Source organism: Conyzicola sp., assembly GCF_057073975.1.
The window spans coordinates 1-21070 of the sequence record NZ_JBXMIS010000063.1; the positions used below are offsets into that span (position 1 = coordinate 1).

The 21070-nt window shown below is 64.4% G+C and carries 21 protein-coding genes; 3 read left to right on the plus strand and 18 right to left on the minus strand.

Going from position 1 to position 21070, the window contains the following annotated elements:
- The 18 genes from AC14A7_RS05685 to AC14A7_RS05770 all read right to left on the minus strand — a co-directional run.
- Positions 1-896: elongation factor Tu (locus AC14A7_RS05685; RefSeq protein WP_484007078.1), on the minus strand; the 896-nt coding region annotated here is incomplete at its 3' end.
- Between the two features lie 176 nt (positions 897-1072).
- A complete protein-coding gene (gene fusA, locus AC14A7_RS05690) occupies positions 1073-3190 on the minus strand; it encodes an elongation factor G (protein WP_484007080.1) in 2118 nt (705 codons plus the stop codon).
- Between the two features lie 105 nt (positions 3191-3295).
- Positions 3296-3766, minus strand: a complete 471-nt coding sequence (rpsG, locus tag AC14A7_RS05695) for a 30S ribosomal protein S7 (protein ID WP_484007082.1) — start codon at positions 3764-3766, stop codon at positions 3296-3298.
- A complete protein-coding gene (gene rpsL, locus AC14A7_RS05700; protein WP_484007084.1) occupies positions 3766-4140 on the minus strand; it encodes a 30S ribosomal protein S12 in 375 nt (124 codons plus the stop codon). Before rpsL ends, rpsG begins: the two co-directional genes overlap by 1 nt.
- A 226-nt stretch (positions 4141-4366) precedes the next feature.
- Positions 4367-4807 (minus strand): DUF6121 family protein, encoded by a 441-nt coding sequence (locus AC14A7_RS05705; protein WP_484007086.1) that lies wholly within the window; start codon positions 4805-4807, stop codon positions 4367-4369.
- 5 nt (positions 4808-4812) lie between these two features.
- On the minus strand, positions 4813-5601 hold the full coding sequence (locus AC14A7_RS05710; RefSeq protein ID WP_484007088.1) for a hypothetical protein: 789 nt from the start codon (positions 5599-5601) through the stop codon (positions 4813-4815).
- A gap of 99 nt (positions 5602-5700) precedes the next feature.
- Positions 5701-6441 (minus strand): hypothetical protein, encoded by a 741-nt coding sequence (locus tag AC14A7_RS05715; RefSeq protein WP_484007090.1) that lies wholly within the window; start codon positions 6439-6441, stop codon positions 5701-5703.
- A complete protein-coding gene (locus tag AC14A7_RS05720) occupies positions 6438-7169 on the minus strand; it encodes a hypothetical protein (RefSeq protein WP_484007092.1) in 732 nt (243 codons plus the stop codon). The genes AC14A7_RS05715 and AC14A7_RS05720 overlap by 4 nt, the downstream gene beginning before the upstream one ends.
- Positions 7166-8215 carry a type IV pilus assembly protein PilM gene (gene pilM / locus AC14A7_RS05725; protein ID WP_484007094.1) on the minus strand — a complete coding sequence of 350 codons (1050 nt, stop codon included), beginning with the start codon at positions 8213-8215 and terminating at the stop codon, positions 7166-7168. Before pilM ends, AC14A7_RS05720 begins: the two co-directional genes overlap by 4 nt.
- A gap of 45 nt (positions 8216-8260) precedes the next feature.
- The gene (locus AC14A7_RS05730; protein ID WP_484007096.1) at positions 8261-9067 is read right to left on the minus strand and encodes a prepilin peptidase; all 807 of its coding nucleotides are present in this window, start codon (positions 9065-9067) and stop codon (positions 8261-8263) included.
- A gap of 22 nt (positions 9068-9089) precedes the next feature.
- Positions 9090-11024, minus strand: coding sequence for a hypothetical protein (locus tag AC14A7_RS05735; protein ID WP_484007098.1), 1935 nt, complete (start codon positions 11022-11024; stop codon positions 9090-9092).
- Positions 11015-11701, minus strand: coding sequence for a hypothetical protein (locus AC14A7_RS05740; RefSeq protein ID WP_484007100.1), 687 nt, complete (start codon positions 11699-11701; stop codon positions 11015-11017). Before AC14A7_RS05740 ends, AC14A7_RS05735 begins: the two co-directional genes overlap by 10 nt.
- On the minus strand, positions 11701-12117 hold the full coding sequence (locus AC14A7_RS05745; RefSeq protein WP_484007102.1) for a type IV pilus modification PilV family protein: 417 nt from the start codon (positions 12115-12117) through the stop codon (positions 11701-11703). The genes AC14A7_RS05740 and AC14A7_RS05745 overlap by 1 nt, the downstream gene beginning before the upstream one ends.
- A 91-nt stretch (positions 12118-12208) precedes the next feature.
- Positions 12209-12643, minus strand: coding sequence for a type IV pilin protein (locus tag AC14A7_RS05750; protein WP_484007104.1), 435 nt, complete (start codon positions 12641-12643; stop codon positions 12209-12211).
- Between the two features lie 152 nt (positions 12644-12795).
- Positions 12796-14022 carry a type II secretion system F family protein gene (locus AC14A7_RS05755; protein WP_484007106.1) on the minus strand — a complete coding sequence of 409 codons (1227 nt, stop codon included), beginning with the start codon at positions 14020-14022 and terminating at the stop codon, positions 12796-12798.
- Positions 14022-15740 carry a type IV pilus twitching motility protein PilT gene (locus AC14A7_RS05760; protein ID WP_484007108.1) on the minus strand — a complete coding sequence of 573 codons (1719 nt, stop codon included), beginning with the start codon at positions 15738-15740 and terminating at the stop codon, positions 14022-14024. Before AC14A7_RS05760 ends, AC14A7_RS05755 begins: the two co-directional genes overlap by 1 nt.
- The gene (locus tag AC14A7_RS05765) at positions 15737-17404 is read right to left on the minus strand and encodes a GspE/PulE family protein (protein WP_484007110.1); all 1668 of its coding nucleotides are present in this window, start codon (positions 17402-17404) and stop codon (positions 15737-15739) included. Before AC14A7_RS05765 ends, AC14A7_RS05760 begins: the two co-directional genes overlap by 4 nt.
- A gap of 169 nt (positions 17405-17573) precedes the next feature.
- Positions 17574-18029, minus strand: a complete 456-nt coding sequence (locus AC14A7_RS05770) for a hypothetical protein (protein ID WP_484007112.1) — start codon at positions 18027-18029, stop codon at positions 17574-17576.
- Positions 18030-18201: 172 nt separating this feature from the next.
- Between AC14A7_RS05770 and AC14A7_RS05775 the strand changes: the two genes are divergently transcribed.
- The 3 genes from AC14A7_RS05775 to AC14A7_RS05785 are packed head-to-tail and all read left to right on the plus strand — an operon-like array spanning position 18202 to position 21028.
- Positions 18202-18855, plus strand: coding sequence for a response regulator (locus tag AC14A7_RS05775; protein ID WP_484007114.1), 654 nt, complete (start codon positions 18202-18204; stop codon positions 18853-18855).
- Positions 18852-20036 (plus strand): sensor histidine kinase, encoded by a 1185-nt coding sequence (locus AC14A7_RS05780; protein WP_484007116.1) that lies wholly within the window; start codon positions 18852-18854, stop codon positions 20034-20036. The genes AC14A7_RS05775 and AC14A7_RS05780 overlap by 4 nt, the downstream gene beginning before the upstream one ends.
- Positions 20033-21028, plus strand: a complete 996-nt coding sequence (locus tag AC14A7_RS05785) for a hypothetical protein (RefSeq protein ID WP_484007118.1) — start codon at positions 20033-20035, stop codon at positions 21026-21028. Before AC14A7_RS05780 ends, AC14A7_RS05785 begins: the two co-directional genes overlap by 4 nt.
- Positions 21029-21070 lie beyond the last annotated feature (42 nt).

Genomic DNA, 21070 nt, shown 5'->3' on the forward strand with positions numbered 1-21070 from the left:
GGCTTGACAACAACCTGGCCGCGCTCGACGTCCTCACGCTTCGTGCCGCGCAGCAGCAGACCACAGTTCTCGCCGGCCCATGCCTCGTCGAGCTGCTTGTGGAACATCTCGATACCAGTGACCGTGGTCTTCTGGACGGGACGGATGCCCACGATCTCGACGTCGGAGTTGATCGCGAGGGTGCCGCGCTCGGCGCGACCCGTCACGACGGTTCCACGACCGGTGATCGTGAAGACGTCCTCGATCGGCATGAGGAACGGCTTGTCCTTGTCGCGCACCGGGTCCGGAACGGACTCGTCGACGGCAGCCATGAGCTCGAGGATGGACTTCGTCCACTCTGCGTCGCCCTCGAGCGCCTTGAGGCCGGAGACGCGGACAACAGGAGCGTTGTCACCGTCGAAGCCCTGGCTCGAGAGCAGCTCGCGAACCTCGAGCTCAACGAGCTCAAGGATCTCCTCGTCGTCGACCATGTCGGACTTGTTCAGCGCGACGAGCAGGTACGGCACGCCGACCTGCTTGGCGAGGAGAACGTGCTCGCGGGTCTGTGCCATCGGGCCGTCGGTCGCTGCAACCACGAGGATTGCACCATCCATCTGAGCGGCACCGGTGATCATGTTCTTGATGTAGTCGGCGTGGCCGGGGGCGTCTACGTGTGCGTAGTGGCGCTTCTCGGTCTCGTACTCGACGTGCGAGATGTTGATCGTGATGCCGCGCTGGCGCTCTTCCGGCGCCGAGTCGATCGACGCGAAGTCGCGCTGAACGTTGGTTGCGGACGGGAACGTGTCGGCCAGGACCTTGGAGATTGCCGCCGTGAGCGTCGTCTTTCCGTGGTCAACGTGACCGATCGTTCCGATGTTTACGTGCGGCTTGCTCCGCTCGAACTTGGCCTTAGCCACAGTGGGTCCTCCTCAGGACTCGGTGCTGGGCATCCGAGAATCTCGGATGCTTCGCGAATTGGTGTGTATGTACTTTAGTTGTTTCTGGCTGGGTACCGCTGGGCTCCAGAAGTAGGAGCCCGGTCGAAGCGCCGGTCAGTGACCGGAGCTTCGACCGGCGAACGACGTCATTGACGTCATTCGCCCTTGTTCTTCTGGATGATTTCGTCGGCAACCGCGCGCGGCACCTCGGAGTAGCTGTCAAACGACATGGAGTACACAGCGCGCCCAGAGGTCTTGGACCTCAGGTCGCCAACATACCCGAACATCTCCGACAGTGGCACCTTGGCCGTGACGACCTTGACGCCGGTTGCGTCCTCCATGGACTGGATCTGTCCACGGCGGGAGTTGAGGTCGCCGATGACGTCGCCCATGTACTCCTCTGGAGTACGAACCTCGACGGCCATCAGCGGCTCGAGCAGCACGGGATCGGCCTTGCGAGCCGCTTCCTTGAATGCCATCGAGCCGGCGATCTTGAACGCCATTTCAGACGAGTCGACGTCGTGAGCAGCACCATCGAGGATGATGCCCTTCACGCCGACCATCGGGTAGCCAGCGAGAACGCCGACCGCCATGGACGCCTGGAAACCAGCGTCGATGGATCCGATGTACTCGCGGGGGATGCGACCACCCGTGACCTTGTTCTCGAACTCGTAGATCGTGTCCGGGGTGACCTCAAGAGGCTCGAGCGAGATCTGGACCTTGGCGAACTGGCCCGATCCACCCGTCTGCTTCTTGTGGGTGTAGTCGTGCTTGTCGACGATGCGGCGGATCGTCTCGCGGTAGGCCACCTGGGGCTTGCCGACGTTCGCCTCGACGTTGAACTCGCGCTTCATGCGGTCGACGAGGATGTCGAGGTGAAGCTCGCCCATTCCCTTGATGACCGTCTGGCCGGTGTCGACGTTCTGCTCGGTGCGGAAGGTCGGGTCCTCCTCAGCGAGCTTCTGGATGGCGACACCCAGCTTCTCCTGGTCGGCCTTGGTCTTCGGCTCGATGGCAACCTCGATGACGGGCTCAGGGAACGTCATCGACTCGAGGACGACCTGGTTGTTCGGGTCGCTCAGCGTGTCGCCGGTGGTGGTGTCCTTGAGGCCGATGACCGCGTAGATGTGGCCAGCGGTGACGGTGTCGACCGGGTTCTCCTTGTTGGCGTGCATCTGGAAGATCTTTCCGATGCGCTCCTTCTTGCCCTTGTTTGGCTTCATCAGCTCCGCACCGGAGTCGGCGTGACCGGAGTACACGCGGATGTAGGTGAGGCGACCGAGGAACGGGTGAACCGCGACCTTGAACGCGAGCGCGGCGAACGGCTCGGTCGAGTCGGGGTGACGCTCGATGACCTTCTCCTCGTCGCGCACGTCGTGGCCCTCGGTTGCGGGCACGTCGAGCGGGCTGGGGAGGTAGTCGACGACTGCGTCGAGCATCGGCTGCACGCCGCGGTTCTTGAACGCGGAGCCGCAGAGCACCGGGTAGATCTCGCTGTTGACGGTGAGCTTGCGGATCGCAGCCTTGATCTCGGCGACCGAGAAGTCGGTGTCGCCCTCCATGAAGCGCTCGAGCAGCTCGTCGCTGGTCTCGGCGACGACCTCGAGGAGGGTTGCACGGTACTCGTTTGCCTTGTCGACGAGGTCGGCCGGGATCGGCTCGATCTCGTACTTCGCGCCCATCTCGACGTCACCCTTCGAGTCGCCGCGCCACGTGAGCGCGCGCATCTCGACGATGTCGACAACACCCTCGAAGGTGTTCTCGAAGCCGATCGGGATCTGGATGACGAGCGGGCGGGCGCCGAGGCGCTTGACGATCGTGTCGACGGTGAAGTAGAAGTCCGCGCCGAGCTTGTCCATCTTGTTGACGAAGCAGATGCGGGGAACGTCGTACTTGTCGGCCTGGCGCCAGACGGTCTCGGACTGGGGCTCAACGCCCTCCTTGCCGTCGAACACCGCGACAGCGCCGTCGAGCACGCGGAGCGAGCGCTCCACCTCGACGGTGAAGTCGACGTGACCGGGGGTGTCGATGATGTTGATCTGGTGCTTGTTCCAGAAACACGTGGTTGCAGCGGAGGTGATCGTGATGCCACGCTCCTGCTCCTGTGCCATCCAGTCCATCGTGGCTGCGCCGTCGTGAACCTCGCCGATCTTGTGCGTGATACCCGTGTAGAACAGGATGCGCTCGGTCGTGGTGGTCTTGCCGGCATCGATGTGGGCCATGATGCCAATGTTGCGGACCTTGTTCAGGTCGGTGAGCACGTCTTGTGCCACGGAATTCCTCCGATAGAAGTTTGAATGTATCGGGCTCAGCTGAACCCTCGACCGAGACGGTCTCGGCCTTTTGCCGGGAGGCCCGAAATGGCCTCCCGCTATCGCTTACCAGCGATAGTGCGCAAAAGCCTTGTTCGACTCAGCCATCTTGTGAGTGTCCTCACGACGCTTCACCGCGGCGCCGAGGCCGTTCGATGCGTCGAGGATCTCGTTGGTGAGACGCTCGGTCATGGTCTTCTCGCGACGCGCCTTGGCGTAGCTCGTGAGCCAGCGGAGTGCGAGCGTGTTGGCGCGGTGAGGCTTGACCTCGACCGGCACCTGGTACGTCGATCCACCGACACGGCGGCTGCGAACCTCAAGTGTGGGGCGCACGTTGTCGAGCGCCTTCTTCAGGGTGACGACAGCATCCTGTCCGTTCTTGGCGGCGACGCCCTCGAGTGCACCGTAGACGATGCGCTCAGCGAGGCCCTTCTTGCCGTCGAGCAGGATCTTGTTGACGAGCTGGCTGACGATGGGTGCTCCGTAGACCGGGTCCGCAACTACGGGACGCTTCGGTGCTGGTCCTTTACGTGGCATTACTTCTTGTCCATCTTCGCTCCGTAGCGGCTACGCGCTTGCTTACGGTTCTTGACCGCCTGGGTGTCGAGTGCGCCGCGAACGATCTTGTAGCGCACACCGGGGAGGTCCTTCACGCGACCGCCGCGAACGAGCACCATCGAGTGCTCCTGCAGGTTGTGACCCTCACCCGGGATGTAGGCCGTGACCTCGGTGCCGTTGGAGAGCTTGACGCGGGCGACCTTGCGGAGGGCCGAGTTCGGCTTCTTCGGGGTGGTCGTGTAGACGCGGGTGCAAACACCGCGCTGCTGCGGGTTCGACTTGAGTGCAGGCGCCTTGGTCTTGACGACCTTCGGGCTGCGGCCCTTACGGACCAACTGCTGAATGGTTGGCACTAATAACTCCTTGTAGGTGCTGCACGGTGACAGCGGTGTGATGTTTTACATCCAGACCTCCCCAACTCGCGACACAGATATGTGTCGTTTCGTTGCGATGGGAGGTATGCCGTGGGGGTCATTCCGAAGGAATGCACCCTAGTGTGCTTGTATCGCTACTCGTCGATGCCGGAGCATGCCACGAGCGCACGACAAAGCGCACACCTGCAAAATACTAGTCTTCCCGCTATCGGCGGTCAAATGATCTCGCCCCGGGCGAACGCCCTGCGAGCACGGATGTCACCACAACGACGACACCCGCGAGCACGGCAGGCAGCAGCAGGAACGCACTCGGCGCATACCGGCCAGCGAACAGCAGCACCCAGGAGGGCTCCGCGCGCGTCACGGCGTAGCCGATGCCCCCGACGAGGAGCATGACGAGCCACACGGATACGGCGGCGAGCACCGCGCTGCCCCACGGACGGCGTCCCCGCCGCAGCCGGGAAAGCCACCACCACGTGACGAGCACGGCGGCGGCGGCCATCGACGGACCGAGCAGCGGCCCCGCGTCTCTCTCTGCGATCACATCGGCATTGAGCACGAGGCTCGTGAAGCCCCAGGTCGCAATGAGTGCTGCGCCGTAGACGACGGCCATGAGCGCGGGAAGGATGCGCTCCGTCGTCGACATGACCGCTAGGCGGTGGGAACGAGCTCTGCCTGCTCGCGCTCGTAGTTTGCGCGCGCCTCCGCATTGCGCACGCGCACCGTGCGGCCGCGACGGGCGAGGATGGCGCCGGTCCAGATCGCCACCTCGCGCGCGATGAGCGCGGCCGCGATAGTGATGGGGTTCAGCAGTGCCGCGAAGTAGACGGCGTCGGCCTCCTGGCGCGACATCGACAGCACACCAGACGACACGAGGAGCACCGCTGCTGTGCCGAAGTAGACGCCGGCGGCGACCAGCACGCTGGTGAAGATGTAGGTCCACCATCCAGCGGTGTTCACGACCGCGATGATGATGACAAGCGAGAGGAAGAACAGCACGACCGGCCAGTAGAAGGTCGGTGAGTACAGGAAGCCGATGCTCGGCCTTCCGTTGCTGACGAGGCCGATGAGGAAGACCGCGACCGCGAAGAGGGCGGTGAAGACGATGCTCGCCAGCAGGGCGAAGCCGATGCCGGCAAGACGGTTGCCGCGCTTCTTCGGCAGCACCGGGGCATCGACGACGATGACCTCCTGCACCGGGTGCTCGGCCGGCGTCGTCTCAGCGAGCACGGTCGTCTCCGGGTCGCTGGACGCGGTGATGGGCTCCTCGGTAACGGGAACGTCCTCGACGGCGACCGTGTCGGTCTCGTCGGCCGGTTCGTTCGCCGGCTTCTTGGCGGTGGTGCGCTTGGGAGCCGGTGTGGCAGCGGTCTCCTCCGTCGCGGGCACGGCGTCTGTCGGCTCGACGACGACGGGCTCTGCTGGGGTCTTCTCTGCCATGGTGACTCTCCTTCGCAGCCCGTGCGGGCATCCGGTCGAACGGTGTCAGCCTAGCAAGGGCACCCCCCGAACGGGAGGTGCCCTTGCTGGAGCGCGAATCTAGGCCGCGGGACTTGCCGACGGGCTGGATGACGGGGACGGGGCGGGGGACGGGGAGACCTCTGGGGTCGGCACGTCTCCATCGGCGTCCTCGACAATGTCTGGCGAGTTCGGGTCAAAGAGCACGTAGATCTGCCCGGTGATCTCCCCGCCAAAGGTCACGACAACCGGAACCTTGGACTTCGGGTCGGGCTCGGCACCACCCTCGAGTGCTACCGCCACCTGGTTGACCATGAACAGGCGGTCGCCAGACTGTAGCCCCTTCATAAAGGCGAGCACGGATGCATACGGTCCACTCACCTTGATGTTCATCGGCACGAAGACCAGGTTCGCTGGTGCCTTGGGTGCAGCTTTCGGCTCGCCATCCTCGTCGAGGATGGTTGCGCCTTCTGGCGCCACATAGAGCACGCCGTCCCCGGTTGAGATGGTAGAGACTATGACGCCAGTCGCGGCAGCGAGGCTGTTCACCTGAAGGATGAAAGAGGAGAGATTTGCCCGAGTCGGAATAGACACCTCGGCTTCATCCACCTGATCACGGATGTTCTCGATGTCCTCGTATTCCTTCTTTAGCTGCAGAAGCGTGGCCTGCTCATCGGCGTTGACCGCGTCGACCGCCTCAGCGTTGCTGATGGCTGTCGCGGTCGTCGCCAAGAGCGGCTGAATGCCGAGAAACCATCCGAGGGCGAGCACCGCGAGAACGACAATCGCGGTGCCGATCACCCAGAGCCTGTTGGAGTTCATTCTGCGGCCTCATCTTCATTCTCTGCGGCAGGCGTTTCGCCATCCACTGCAGCCTCGTCATCGACAGCCGGAGCTCCAAACCGGTTGGCAAGTGCCCCGTAGTTGACGTGCATGGTGATGTCGACCGTGTAGATGCCGGTGGAGTCATCCAGTTTGATCGAGTTTGCGGTCGCGTCAGCGAAACCGGGGAGCTTCGCAAGGCTGTCGATCCAGCTCGACACGCTCGGCAGCGTCGGAGATGACGCCGAGAAGCTGATGGTTCCCACCTGCGCAGGTTGGAGCGGGTTCGTACCCTGACTCTCCGCCGAGCCCGGAATCGCCGTCTCTGCTGTCAGAGTGTTGATCGTCGTACCAGCCGGGAGACTCGCCTGCACGAGGTTGAAGTACTCCTGCCAATCGATCTCGGTTGATACGCCGATCAGCTGCGATACCTCGATCTCTTTGAGCTGCTGCTTGAGCTCGCGCACCTCGACGAACTCGAGCTGCTGCTCGCGCAGGCTCTCGGTCTGCGCGTTCGCCACGGCAAGGCGAACCGCAGCAGCTGTGGCCGAGATCAGAGTGTAGGCGTAGACGCCCGCAACGAGAACGACCGTCAGCAGAACTATCCCGATGAGCCCGCGACGCTGCGCGCGAACCTTCGACTCTGCCTTCAGTTCCGGAGGAAGCAGGTCGGCTCGGGGCGAGGCTCCGTAAACGAGCTTGTCGCCCGACTTGTTCTTGTCGCTCATGCGAAGCTCCCTAGTGCAAGGCCGAGCGCGACTGTCATCGACTGTCGATCTGCGAGCGGAGTCTTGGTTGCCGCCTTCGAAATCTCGACGGTGCTGAACGCATCGGCTGGAATCACCTGCATTCGCAGAGCCTCAGAAAGTGCCCGCGAGAACCCCTGTAGGTCTGCACCGCCACCGGTGAGGATGAGCGCGCGCGTCTGCAGCTGCGGTCGGCTGTTCGCGTAGTAGTTGATCGTGTTGCGAAGGGAGGTGATGAGCTCGTTCGTGGTGACGGCTATCACCTCTGCCAGCATCCGCTCGCCCTCGGAGGTGGGCGGCGCGAAGCTCAGTCCCCGAGCGCGTTTGGCCTGGTCCGCCTGCGCTGGACTGATCTCCAATCGCGCGGTCAGCGCTTTGGTCAGATCGTCGCCACCCGCGGGGATCATGCGAACGAACTGCGGAACACCGTCCGTCACGACGACCACGTTGGTCGTGCTTGCCCCTATGTCGACAAGGATGACCGTGCCGTTCTCGGCACCTCCCCTAGCGAGAACCCGGGTGAGCGCGAACGGAATGAGGTCGACCTGCACAGGGTTGAGTCCCGCCTGACGCACGGAGTTGACGTTCGCGAGAACAGACTCCTTGATTGCGGCGACGAGAAGCCCGTTTGCCACTGGCCCTGACTCGTTGACGCCTTCGGAAATCGGGTAGAAGTCGAGCAGGGCGTCCCCCACGGGAACCGGGAGCATATCCTGCACCTGGAATGGAAGGCCCTCGCGAATCTGGCTGAGGGATGCCTTTGGCACAGTCAGGTCACGCGCGATCACGCGCTGGTTGCCGAGCCCGAGCACGACGTCTTTCGATTTGAATCCAGCGGTCGACCAGAGCTTTCTGATGGCGGTGGCAACGGTGTGCACCTCGCGCACCTCGCCGCTGCGGACGGCGCCGTCGGGAAGTGGGATGGACGCCATCCGGACTACCACGGGACGCGCCTTGCCCGCGCCCTCGACCTCGACTGCCCGAATACGCTCGAGCCCAATGTCGAGCCCGACTATTCCCTTTGCCATGTCTCCCCCAAAACTGCCATTGCTGCCCCGACTCGATTCGCTTCGCTAGCCGAGTCCCACGACTCTAAGGTATCCCGCGAAGATCGTTTCACCAGCAAAGATTCCGATCCACGCGCCGATCACCATCCACGGCCCGAACGGAATGCGCGATTTGCGGTTCGCTTTGCGCACAATAATCAGCGCAATGGCGAAGAGACCGCCGACGAGAAACGGTGCAAAGGATCCTACGAGCACGGAGCCGAGTCCGATCCAGCCAAGGTAGAGGCCAAGCACGCCCGAAAGCTTCACGTCACCAAAGCCCATACCGCGCGGATAGCCGAATCGGAGCAAGAAATATGCGGAGAAGAGCGCCGCCGCGGCGATTCCGGCACCGAGGAGGCGGGAGAAGTCGCCGGCGAGAATTGCGGCCGCCGTCAGGGTGACCGCGCCGACAATGTAGCTCGGAAGCACGAGCACGTCGGGCAGGCGATGAACGTCGATGTCGATGAGCGTCAGAGCAATGCTGATCGCCGCCAGATAAAGGTAGGCGACGAGCACGAGCAGTGCAGCGGCAAACTGTCGGGGGTCGGTCGCGGATTCGAGCGCCGGCGCGAAGAATGCTGCCACCCCGATGAACGCGAGGGCGGTGACCCCCTCCACCAGTGGATAGCGCGCGGAGATGGGAGCGCCACAGTCTCGGCAGCGGCCCCGCAGGATGAGCCACGACAGCACCGGAATATTGTCGCGCCGCCGGATGCCTTCGCCGCAGTTCGGGCAGGCGCTCGGGGGGCTCACGATCGACTTGCCCGCCGGTACGCGGTAGACGACCACGTTCAGGAAGGAGCCGATCGCGAGACCGAGAACTCCGGCCACAATGAGTGTTGCTACGAACAAGCTAGCCTCGAGCGTCGAAACGTGCGGTCTCCGTCGCGACGACAGGCGGTCCTGGAGGAGTGGCCGTGCTCTTGGTCGCGCCGGGTACATCCATCTTGACGAAGGTCATCGTGGCGTTGTTCGGGTACTTGGCCGAACCGGAGTAGATCTGGCCGAAGAAGCCGGACATCTGGTTCTTCTGCTCGAACTCGCACGGCGTGTAGAGGAAGGTCTGCACATTGGTGAGGTCGAGGTTGTCGAACAGCAGGTCGCCGTACGTACCAGCCGCACAGGTCGGCTTGGTGTAATTGGGGTCGGTGGCAATAGGGCTGCTCCAGGTGACGAGCGGCGTTGTGCCGTCGGCGAGCTTGGAGTCGGACGGCACGATGAGCTGAAGGTTCTTCTTTGCCCCTGCGGTGCCGACGAAGGCAGTCTGGTTCTTGTTGTCCCATCCAGCCGGGTTCATGATGACGAGGTCGCCGGGCAGCGAGATGTAGTCCTGGCTACCCATAACGGCCTTGATCGTCGTCTTGTTCCAGTTGAGCGGGGCGGTGCAGCCCGTGACCGTGAGGAGAAGCTTGCCCGTCCACCCTGCCTTGAGGCGGTTGAGCACGTTGGCGCAGGTGACCGACTCGATCGTGTAGCCGGTCCAGTTGGTCAGCGCGACGGCGCTGCTCTCGACACGCACCAGGCTTTCACGCGGCGGCGCGACGACCCGGGTGTTGGTCGGGAAGTTGAGGGCGGACGGGAGGCCGACAAGCGGGAGCGGGGGCTGAGATGGCGAGCAGGCTACGAGGCCGGCGCTCGAGGTCGCACACGACGACGCCTTGTTCGAGATGTTCGCCTTCAGAACCTGGGACAGTCCTGAAACAGCGACATACCCACCGACGCGAAGCCCGGAACCGGTGGAGTTCTTGGCCAACAGCTTGCCCGTGGTCGAGACGACGTTTCCGCCCACGATGAGGTTGGAGTTGGTGTTGCCGAGGTCGATGTCCTTGTACGCGAGGATGCTGCCGGCCACCTTGGTGGCGTTGTCGATTGAGACGCTGCCCTCGATGGAGACGACGCTGCCGCAGACCTTCGCTACATACCCGGTCGCGGAGCAGGTGTAACCATTGGCGGTGGTGCCCGTGATGTTGCCGTTGGCAACGACGCTGCCGCCGACCCACGACTGGTTGAGCTGCACACCAGACGGGGTGGGACCCGTGCCGCCCATCGACATGAGGTCGCCGGTCACCTTGAGCTCGTTGTCGGAGGTAACCGAGCCGCCAGCCCAGACGCTGCCCGTGACGAAGCAGTTGTTGTGCGCGGCGAAGTTGCCCTGCACATAGACGCTGCCCTGCAGGGCGATACCGGTGGTGCAGTCGATGTTCGTGTTGCTGTAGAGGTTTGCCTGGCCGAGGCCGGTCGAGTCGATCACCTGCGTGCTGTTGTTGACGATGTAGGAACCATCGCTGAAGAAGACCTTGTCGAGTGTTGCCTTGTTGTTGTTGATGACAATGTCGAGGAAGGCGATGACCGTGCGCTCCTCGCCCGATGTTGCCGAACCGACGGCGCCGTCGGTCGCGGTTCCCAGCGACGTGATGACGGCTTTGGCTGGCACGCCGCTCAGGGAGGATGTTCCGCTGCACGGGAGAGCGTTGTCATCCTTGTCGTAGTAGTCGACCTCGACGTCGTACGACTGACCGCTGCTGAGGGTGATGGTCTTCTCGCAGTAGAAGGTGCTGTTGACCATGGCTGCCCACACGGTGTCGATGCCTGCGTCGGCAGCGGCGCGCGACTGCACCGACGCGCGCGTGATCGAGGAGACCGTCAGTGCGTTGACGGCGGAACCGGCAAGCAGTGCACAGACCATCAGCACCACCGAGCCCACGGCGATCACGCTGATGATGACGGTGCCGCGTTCGGATTCCTGAGTCGTGCGGCGGAGCCTGTCACGGAGTCGAGTCAGTAGCATACGTCTGGTCCTGTTCCTTCGGCCACAAGCGAGCGCTTGACGATGGTGCTGGGGATGAGCACGAGCTGGATGTCGTCCTCGTTGGTCATTGCGAAGTGCAGGGTCACACTGCCGTTGTCTCCACCGAGGCCGAAGAACGTGGCAACCTCGTTGAGCTCCACTCCCTCACCGAGAAGGAGCCAGCGGCGGGTGCCAACGTTCGGGGAGTGGATGTTGCCGGTCTCCGTAAAGCCGACCGGATCCTCGATCATGCTGTCAGCGTCAACAGCGGAGTAGACGGACTTGGTCTCTGGCGAGTAGAACCAGGCTTGGCAGCGCCACACGATGGAGCCGTCCTGCGCCCCCACCGCGACGCGGGCACGCATGAGCTGCCCGGTTGGTGTGTTCGCTCCGACCGAGATGCCGACCGTCTGTTCCGGAGTTGTGGCGGAAAGTGGGCCGGAGGCGTTGCGCACGCCCTCCTGCACTGACAGGGCGATGACCTGCCCGGTGCTCGCCATCTGCGAGAGATCAGTGACCTGCATTCGCGTGGTGATCGACATGATGAGCATGCCACCGGTGATGGTGAGGATGACGACCGAGAGCATGGCATAGACGAGCAGCTCCACCATGCTGAAGCCGTGGTCGCCGTGGTTCTCGTCGGTGATCACGAGTCGTGTGCGAATGGCCCTGATCATCAGTTCACCGAGCTAACGAAGACGAGAGTCTCGGTCGTGGCCAGGATCTGGCCGGTGGAGTCGAGCACGACATCGGTCTTGAGCGAGATCGTGTTGGGGAAGGTCGCCGGGCACGCGCCAGCCTGGCGCTCGATGCGCAAGGTGACGTTGCGTGGATCGTCGAGCAGGTTGCCGTTGGGATAGGTGCTGAAGTTCTGGATGGCGGCGCAGGTGGCGGGAAGCGTGCGGGCATAGTCCATCTGGTCGGAGGCGATCTGAGTCGCGGTGGCTACCGAGATGTTGGTGGCTGAAGCCCGGAGAGCGCCAACCATGACAGGGAGCATCGAGAGGGCGACGATCATGAGCAGCGCCATGGCGACGAGCACCTCGACGAGGCCGAAGCCGTCGTCAGCTCGCGAATCTGAGCGTTGTGCCATGTTCACCCCCTGATGTTGATGCTATTGCTAAAAGCCGCAGATGGGGCATCGATTTCTCGATGCCCCATCCGTGGAGTTGTAGAGCTTGTTGTTACGGCGTGGTGCAGTCGGCGGAACGGACGACACCACCGGTGTCGCCGACCGAACGCTGGTCTTCTGCGACGGTCGAGTCGACGTCAGTGTGCGTTCCGACGATGCAGAAGGAGTCGGGGGTCGGAGTTCCAACGAACGCCAGGGTGACGTCGTTCGAGCCCTTGAAGCCATCGAGCGCCGTGAAGTCCACGAGCGCGATGTCGAAGTCCGGGTTCGAGACCATGTCGGCCACGAGTGCGGTCTTCGCGCTGCTCAGGTCGGACTCGATCGCGGAGATCTTGGCGGCCTTCTGCTGGTTGAGGAAGATCGGGATGGCGATCGCAGAGAGAACGCCGATGATGAGCACGACGACGAGAAGCTCGATGAGGGTGAAGCCCTCTTCGTTGTTCTCGCGGCGAGCCTTGCTCTCCGCAATGCTGCGGTTGATGTTCATGAACATGATTGTTTTCCTGTCAGTTGTAGTGATATGGACAGGTGGTCCCCGTTATAAATGACCCCCACCGCTAATCGTGCTGCGAATGCATTTGCTGCGGAATCCCTCAAATGGGGGTGACGGAGCTGTCTACTGCCCCCAATCCGGGGGCGCTACTTGATCTCGTTGAAGATGGAGAAGACAGGAAGGTACAGCGCGACGATCATGCCGCCGATGACGACGCCGATGAACGCGATCATCAGCGGCTCGATGAGCGAGGTGAGGGCATTGGTGGTCTGCTCAACCTCGGCCTCGTAGAACTCGGCGACCTTGTCGAGCATGATCTCCATGGCTCCAGAGTCTTCACCGACCGCGATCATCTGCACGACCATGGCGGGGAAAACCGGCTCCTGCGCCAGCGGTCCCGAGACGCTCTTGCCCTGGCGCACCGACTCCTGCACCTTCTTGAGCGACTGCTCGACGACCCAGCTGCCAGACGTCTCTCCCACGATGGCAAGCGATTGCAGGATGGGCACGCCGGCGCCCATCATCGTCGAGAAGTTTCGGGCGAACCGGGCAACGGCGACCTTCTTGAACAGGATGCCGAACACGGGCAGCTTGAGCTTGATGGGGTCGACGACGCTGCGCACCCGATCTGTGTGCTTGTTGGCACGCCACCAGACGTTGAAGACAATGATCGCCGGAACGAGCACGAGTGCGATCCACGGCATCGCCTGGGACAGCACGACGAGGATCTGGGTCGGCAGCGGGAGCTGGCTGCCGAGGTCGGCGAACATCTTCTGGAAGATGGGGACGATGAACAGCAGCATGCCGACTACCGAGATTCCGGCGATGATGAGCACGATGACCGGGTAGGTCATGGCCGACTTGATGGTGTCACGCAGCTTGACGTCGGCCTCGAGGTTGTCGGCGGCACCGCCGAGCGACGTATCGAGGAATCCACCCGTTTCTCCGGATCGGACGAGGTGGATCATGAGCGGCGGGAAGACCGTCGGGTGCTTGATCATCGAGTCAGAGAGGGCGGAACCGCTCTCGACGTCGGAGCGGATTAGCCCGAGAATCCGGGCAAGCTCCTTGTTCTCCGTCTGCTCGGCCAGGATCGTCAGGGTGCGGATCAGCGAGAGACCGGCACCGACCATCGTCGCCATCTGCCGCGCCATGACGGCGAGGTCCTTCTGCCCGACGCGCTTGCCGAAGGAGCCGAAACTGATGTCGCGGTTCATGCCCGTGCCGGCTTCCGACACGTTGATCGGCGTCACACCCATCGAGCGGAGCTTGCCGACGACGGCGGCCTCCGTCGTGGCGTCGACCCGGCCCTTGACGACCTTGCCGGCCGAGTCCCTCGCGCTGTACGAGTAGGTCTTTGTTGCAGCCGCCATCAGTGGTTCTCCTGGCTGAAGTTCTTACTGCCGCTGTCACCAAGCCGCTGGATGAGCTGCTTGAGGTCTTCGAGGTCGTGCGCCTTCTCAGCGGCGGCACTGTGGCTGATAATGCCCGCGTTGACGAGCTCGGCAAGGTGCTGATCCATCGTGTGCATGCCGTACTCACGGCCAGCCTGCATGACCGATCGAATCTGGTAGGTCTTGCCCTCGCGGATGAGGTTGCCGACGGCGGGCGTCGTCACGAGCACCTCGGTTGCGACGGCTCGACCGCCGCCGCCGACCTTCTTCACGAGGGTCTGGCAGACGACACCCTGCAGGGTCGCTGCGAGCTGTGCCCGCACCTGGCCCTGTTGGTGGGGTGGGAAAACGTCGATGACACGGTCGATGGTCTGCGCGGCATCCTGCGTGTGCAGTGTCGCGAAGACGAGGTGGCCGGTCTCTGCCGCCGTCAGGGCGACGGAGATCGTCTCGAGGTCTCGAAGCTCACCGATGAGGATGACGTCGGGGTCTTGACGAAGAACGTGCTTGAGCGCGTTGTTGAAGCTGTGGGTGTCGTGACCGACCTCGCGCTGGTTCACGAGCGACTTCTTGTTGCCGTGAATGAACTCGATCGGGTCTTCGACGGTCACGATGTGGTCGGAGCGGGTCGAGTTGACGAGGTCGATGAGCGCCGCGAGCGTCGTCGACTTGCCAGAACCGGTCGGGCCCGTGACGAGCACGAGACCGCGGGGAAGTTGGGCGAACTCGGCGATCCTGTCGGGAACACCGAGCGCGTCGAGCTGCTTGATCTGGGTCGGAATAAGGCGGAACGCCGCACCCATGACGTTGCGCTGCATGTAGAAGTTGACGCGGAAGCGGGAAGTCTCCGACAGCGTGTACGCGAAGTCGAGTTCGAGGTTCTTCTCGAACACCTCGCGCAGAGCGGGCGTCAGGATGCTGCCGAGGGAAGCGTTGACCTTGTCGGCGTCCCACGGGGCGACCCCGGGGATCGGCTTGAGCGATCCGTCGACGCGGATTGAGGGCGGTGCGCCGACACTCACATGGAGGTCCGATCCGCGCGATGTGACCACCGCGTTGAGCGCTGCAACGAGCTCAGGATCGCTGCCCGCCTGTCCAGAACCGACCGAGGGGCTTAGGTCGGATAGCAGCTGGACAGGCGAGGCAGCGAAATTGGGCGCAACCTCGGCCGGGAGGCCGAGGACCTGCGCTCCGCCAGGCGGCGGAAGTTCGGGGGCGGGCAGCTGCTGCTGGGCGCTGCGCCTCGATGCGGGAGGAGCAAGGAGAGCCTCGCCGGCACCGAACGGTGACATGTTTGTCGCGGCGAACGGGTCGGCGATGGGCGCGGTCAGCGCCTCCGCGTTGGCGGCGCCGAACAGCTCCGCGGCCGCGGCGTATGGGTCGACCGTTGGAGCGGAGAGGATGTCGGCGGCCGACGCGGCATACGGGTCGCCCTTGGGGGCGGCAGCCGGACTCGCGAAGCCGGGCGGCACAGAGGGTGCCGGGTACGTGGCCTGCGGCTGGGTGAGCGTCGACTCCGGTGGCGGGAACGACTGCGGCTGTGCGCCGGCATCGAACGACGGTGGCGGGAACGCAGCGGCGGCGTTGTTGGGCACGGCCACCGGAGCGCCGTAGCCGGGAGAGGCGGCGCGACGACCGCTGTTGGCGACCGCGTCATCCTCCCCACCCGATGAAAGGTCATAGACCGGCTTGTTCATGCGACCACCCTCAGGATCTCTTCGACCGATGTCAGTCCGATTAGCGTCTTCTCCCAGCCATCCATGCGCAGGGTGGTCATGCCCTGGCTGATCGCTACGTGGGAGATCTCGGTGCTCGATGCGCGCTGCACGGCAAGGCGCTCGATCTCCTCTGTCACCGTCATGACCTCGTGCAGCGCGATGCGACCGCGGTACCCGGTGTTGGAGCAGTTGGTGCATCCGACGGGGCGGTGCAGTGTCGGAGGCGCGTACGTGCCGTCGTAGCCGACCCGGAGCGCGATGAGATCCTGCGCGTTGGGCTGGTAGGGCTCCTTGCAGCGCTCGCACAACCGGCGCGCGAGTCGCTGGGCGACCACGCAGTCGAGTGCGGATCCGACGAGGAATGGCTCGATATCCATCTCGGTGAGTCGCGTGACCGCGCTCGGCGCGTCGTTGGTGTGCAGGGTCGACAGCACGAGGTGACCGGTGAGGGATGCTTCGATAGCAATCTGAGCGGTCTCGTGGTCCCGGATCTCACCGATGAGCACGACATCCGGGTCGGATCGCAGGATCGACCGAAGCGCGCTCGCGAACGTGAGGCCAGCCTTGGGATTGACCTGCACCTGGTTGATGCCCGCCATGCGGAACTCGACCGGGTCCTCGACGGTGATGACGTTGATCTCCGGCTTTGCCACTGTTTGCAGCGTCGTGTAGAGCGTTGTCGACTTTCCGGAACCCGTGGGACCAGTGACGAGGATCATGCCGTACGGCTTGGTGTACGACTGGCGGAAGGCCTCGAAGTTGCGTGGCATGAGCGCCAGGTTCTCGATGGCCAGCGAGCTCGACGAGTTGTCGAGGATTCGCATGACGACCTTCTCGCCCCACACCGTTGGCAGCGTTGCCACGCGCAGGTCGATCTTGCGGCCGCTGTGACTGACCGACATGCGGCCGTCCTGCGGCTTGCGACGCTCGGCGATGTCGATCTCGCTCATGATCTTGAGTCGGGAGATGACGCCGTTCTGGATTCCCTTGGGCGCCGACTGCATCTCGTGCAGCACACCGTCGATGCGGTACCTGACTTTCATCTCGAACTCAGCAGGCTCGATGTGGATGTCCGAGGCCTTGTCCTGGATGCCCTGGCTGATCAGCAGGTTGACGAAGCGAACGATGGGCGCGTCATCCTCGATAGCGTCCTGCCCGGCGACGACGACGTCGGTGCCGGCGCTCTCCTCCTCCATGGCGCTGGTGAGATCGCTGAGCTCGCCGTCTGCGCGGTGGAAGCGGTCGATAGCGGCCTTGATGTCTGACGCCTCTGCGACGACAGGGCGCACCTGCATGCGGGCGATCGCTCGCACGTCGTCGATGGCGAAGACATCGCCGGGGTCGGCCATGGCAAGGGTAAGGGTGTCGCCGACGATGCCGATCGGGATGATCGTGTACCGACGGCAGATGGCCGACGGAACCAGGGCAACGGCGGTTCGCTCCACCGGGAAGTCGACGAGCTCGACGAAAGGCAGTGAGGCCTGCGCGGCGCGAGCGGATGCCACCTGCACGGCGGTCACAATGCCGCGCTCGACGAGCTGCTTGACGGCTTCCTCGTCTTCACCCCACGAACCGGAGATGGTGTCGAGGTTCTCGATGGGAACGACGCCTCGGAGTATCAGGATTTCTGTAAGGGATGCCATTGCACTCTCCTCACGTGAAAAGCTCCGTGGGCCCCCCGGGCACGAAACTCATGAAGAACGATTGCTGAGTCCTAACCGTAACCCCGAAGACCCCCTATTACAGCCCCCGTTTTAGGGGGTATGCCTTGTGTGGCGCTTCGGCGCGGCACCCGGTATGTAGTGTCTGCCCCTAGTAGACAGGGCGGTCGCGGTCCTCTGCGGCGAAAAGCGCTCGCAGTCCGCGGTCGCACTCGGCGCGCAGGTACAGGTCGAGGGCCGGCTCGATGCACTGCTGCAGCACGTCTAGCATCTCGTCGCGGCGGGTGCCAACGGCGGAGAGAACGAGCAGCTCCGCGTGCCTGGCGAGAACGGCGCTACGGCGCAGTCGTGCCTCGGGGGCGACATCCGATTCGTCGAGCTCGATGAGGCTGCGGTGCACGTGGCGCACCGCGGAGGTGAGGTCTCGCACGAGCCGGTGGGTGATGTCGTGGGGCCAGTCGCCGAGGCCGTCGATGTGACCGAAGAGCGACTCCGCACACAGGTCGCAGCCAACCGGGCCGAGCTCGCCGGGAGCCTCCCACGAAGCGAGGAAGCTGTACCAGCCGTCAAGCGTCGTGTCGAGCAGGTCGCGCATCGCCCTGTCCATGTCGCTCCCTCAAGCTCAAGTTGTCTGTGTGCACAGTGACAGACAGACAGACATGTCCGTAGTCGTCATTTTCAGTGACACCCCTTCGGGGTACGCGGTCTTCTCCTGCTTTTGTGCGCACTGCGGAATCGTGGCAGTCTCTGGATGAGCGATAGCCGACGGAGGAACGGGAATGACGGATGCCAGGGCGCCCCGACTTCGGATCGCGCACGTCGACGACCACGAGACCGTGCAACTCGGCCTCGCCTCGATGGTGAGTGGCGAGGACGACATCGAGCTCGTGCTGTCGGCAGAGAGTGTCGAACCGCTGCTGGACCGGCTCGACGAGATCGACCTCGTCGTTCTCGACATCCGCTTGTCCGACGGCTCGACCATCGAGCACAACATCCAGCAGCTGCACGCGCGCGGAGCGCGGGTTCTCGTGTTCACAGCCGCCGACGACCATGTCGCGGTGCGCGAGGCATCGAAGGCCGGGGTTCTCGGCATCGTGCGCAAGTCGGAGTCTCGCGGGGTCATCCTCGAGGCGCTGCGGTCGGCAGGGCGCGGCGAGAGCGTGCCGACGACCGAATGGGCGGCCGCACTCGACGCGGACCCCGAGCTGCCGTCGGCCGGCCTCAGCCCGAAGGAGCTCGAAGTGCTCGCGCTCTACGCCGCTGGCGACAAGTCGGTGACTGTTGCGTCGCGTGCAGGGCTCTCGGCGAATACGGTATCGGAGTACGTGCGCCGCATCCGCCACAAGTACGCGGCGGTTGGGCGACCAGCGCACACGAAGATCGACCTGTACAAGCGCGCCGTGGAGGACGGCATCCTCCCCTCCCCCGAATGACCGACTCGAGCGCCGATCGTCAAGCCGAGACGCGCGTGCTGCGCGCGATCGTCATCAACTTCGGCGTCTCGACGATCGTGTTCCTGTTTCTCACCATCGGCAGCATCACTGAGGAGTGGCGCTACGTCTCACCGGTGTGGTCGATCATTGCCGTCGCCGTCATCTTCGGCGCCCCACCGGTTATCTCGGCGGTAAGCGCATTCATCGGCCCGACCGCCATCAAACAGCTGCTCGGCGGCTATGCCGTCGCGTCGCTGCTCATCACCCTCGGTTTCGTGCTCGCCCTGACCGACGGCTCCATGCCGTTCCAGTACAGCCCGTGGCCGCTGACCATCATCGCGCTTGCCACGGTGCCGGCCGCCCTGGCATGGGGTTCCCGCGTGACCCTCGCCTACCTTCTCGCCTACTCCGCCGCCGTCGCGGTCGTTCGCTATCTCTCCGCAGACGATCCGCTGGTGCACATTGCCGTGCAGGATTCCATCTTCTCCTTCACCCTCGCCGGCCTCTTCACCGTGCTCGCCGTCGTGACCATGCGAAGCGCGACAGCTCTGGATGCCGCCGCGCGCAGCGCACGCGACACCGCCGTGCGCCGTGCGAGCGTCGAGTCCCGGCAGCGGGAGCAGGCACGGCTCGACGCCCTCCTGCACGACGACGTGATGTCGACGCTGTACTACGCATCAACGGGAGCCCCGGAGCTTGACGCGGCTGTGCGGCGACAGGCGGCTCACGCCCTGGCCGAACTGCGCAGAGGCGATGACGAGGAGTCCTCGTCGGTCGATGTAGAGGCATTCACCAGCCGGCTTCGCTCCGTCGCTCTCGCTGGGTCGAGCGTCGACGAGTCGTTCACCGTGATCGGCCACCGGGAGCTGCCCGTTTCTGCCGCCGTCGACGCCGCCTTCGCCGAGGCCGCGGCCGAGGCTGTGCGCAACAGCCATCAGCACGCCGGGCGGGATGGCGGGCCGGTCGCGCGGGCCACGACGCTCACACTCAGCGACGACCGCATCCTGCTCTCCATCGAGGACGACGGGGTCGGCTTCGAGGCGCGCGACGTTCGGCCGCACCGCCTCGGCATCCTGGTCAGCATCCGCGGTCGCATGAACGCGATCCCAGGGGGCGCTGCACGTATCGAGTCGAGCCCCGGGCGCGGCGTGCTCGTCGAGCTCGAATGGAACGGCGCGTGAGCGTCGGCCGCCGCGCGCAGCGGCTCGAGATCGTGCAGCTCACCGGTGCGGGTGCGCGCGTCGTCATCTGGGTCTACTTCGCGACGAACGTCATGCTCGGCATCTGGACGCTGGACGGCGTGCGGTCGCCCTGGCCGACGGTGCTCGCCCTCGGGGTGCTTGCCGCAGTGTGCGTGGCCGCCTCCCTCGACACCGGTGACAGGATCTCGCGGGCAACGACCATCCTCATCCTGGTCTCCGGCCCGCTCATGACCGTGCTCGTCTCGTGGAACCTCCTGTACGGCGGCTACACCCAGTGGTACTTCGGGGCCGGAACGATAGCCCTGTTCTACCTCGGCCTGCGCGGCAGGATCGGCCTCGCCTGGGTCGGGTATGCGGTGCTGAGCGCCACGATCCTCATCTGGGGAATGACGACGGAAGGGGAGCTCGCCACCGCGATCGTGCTCGTCGCCCGGCAGGTGCCGATACTCATCGTCGGAACGCTGTTCGCGGTGGGGCTGCGCCGCACGGGCGACGAGATCGAGAAGGTGACCGCCGCGGCATCCATGGGCGCCATCGCCGAGGCCTCCGCCGCCGCCACCCGGCGCGAGCGCAACCAGAGGCTCGCAGAGCTCGAGGGATTCGCGACCAACCTTCTGGAGAAGCTCGCGAGCGGTGATCCGATCACCGCAGAGGACCGCATCGAGTTCGCGGTCGCAGAGGCAGAGGTTCGCGACAGCGTTCGGGCGCGGTCGCTGCGGCTGCCGGAGGTCGTCGCCTCCGCGCGAGACGCGAGGCGGCGCGGCATCGAGGTCGTGCTGCTCGATGACGGAGGCGCAGCACCGCGCGATCCCGCATCGCTCGCCGCTGTCGGTGCCGCGCTGTCGGAGGCACTGGATGCCGCGACCGACGGACGCGTGACCGCCCGGCTTCTGCCCCCTGGTCGCTCCGCCCTCGCAACGATCGTCTCCGATGGGACAGAGTACTCGCGCGTCGACGTGGCAGCGGGTTAACGCAGAACGACCCCCGCCGAGGCGAGGGCCGTTCTGGTCGGC

What these genes read in the sequence shown, in the direction of transcription:
- pilM (WP_484007094.1), bottom strand. Translation starts at nt 8,215, where the DNA reads ATGGCAAAGGGAATAGTCGGGCTCGACATTGGGCTCGAGCGTATTCGG.
- AC14A7_RS05765 (WP_484007110.1), bottom strand. Translation starts at nt 17,404, where the DNA reads ATGGCATCCCTTACAGAAATCCTGATACTCCGAGGCGTCGTTCCCATC.
- AC14A7_RS05750 (WP_484007104.1), bottom strand. Translation starts at nt 12,643, where the DNA reads ATGAACATCAACCGCAGCATTGCGGAGAGCAAGGCTCGCCGCGAGAAC.
- AC14A7_RS05745 (WP_484007102.1), bottom strand. Translation starts at nt 12,117, where the DNA reads ATGGCACAACGCTCAGATTCGCGAGCTGACGACGGCTTCGGCCTCGTC.
- AC14A7_RS05715 (WP_484007090.1), bottom strand. Translation starts at nt 6,441, where the DNA reads ATGAACTCCAACAGGCTCTGGGTGATCGGCACCGCGATTGTCGTTCTC.
- AC14A7_RS05735 (WP_484007098.1), bottom strand. Translation starts at nt 11,024, where the DNA reads ATGCTACTGACTCGACTCCGTGACAGGCTCCGCCGCACGACTCAGGAA.
- AC14A7_RS05705 (WP_484007086.1), bottom strand. Translation starts at nt 4,807, where the DNA reads ATGTCGACGACGGAGCGCATCCTTCCCGCGCTCATGGCCGTCGTCTAC.
- AC14A7_RS05780 (WP_484007116.1), top strand. Translation starts at nt 18,852, where the DNA reads ATGACCGACTCGAGCGCCGATCGTCAAGCCGAGACGCGCGTGCTGCGC.
- AC14A7_RS05760 (WP_484007108.1), bottom strand. Translation starts at nt 15,740, where the DNA reads ATGAACAAGCCGGTCTATGACCTTTCATCGGGTGGGGAGGATGACGCG.
- AC14A7_RS05710 (WP_484007088.1), bottom strand. Translation starts at nt 5,601, where the DNA reads ATGGCAGAGAAGACCCCAGCAGAGCCCGTCGTCGTCGAGCCGACAGAC.
- AC14A7_RS05720 (WP_484007092.1), bottom strand. Translation starts at nt 7,169, where the DNA reads ATGAGCGACAAGAACAAGTCGGGCGACAAGCTCGTTTACGGAGCCTCG.
- AC14A7_RS05770 (WP_484007112.1), bottom strand. Translation starts at nt 18,029, where the DNA reads ATGGACAGGGCGATGCGCGACCTGCTCGACACGACGCTTGACGGCTGG.
- AC14A7_RS05755 (WP_484007106.1), bottom strand. Translation starts at nt 14,022, where the DNA reads ATGGCGGCTGCAACAAAGACCTACTCGTACAGCGCGAGGGACTCGGCC.
- rpsG (WP_484007082.1), bottom strand. Translation starts at nt 3,766, where the DNA reads ATGCCACGTAAAGGACCAGCACCGAAGCGTCCCGTAGTTGCGGACCCG.
- AC14A7_RS05740 (WP_484007100.1), bottom strand. Translation starts at nt 11,701, where the DNA reads ATGATCAGGGCCATTCGCACACGACTCGTGATCACCGACGAGAACCAC.
- AC14A7_RS05775 (WP_484007114.1), top strand. Translation starts at nt 18,202, where the DNA reads ATGACGGATGCCAGGGCGCCCCGACTTCGGATCGCGCACGTCGACGAC.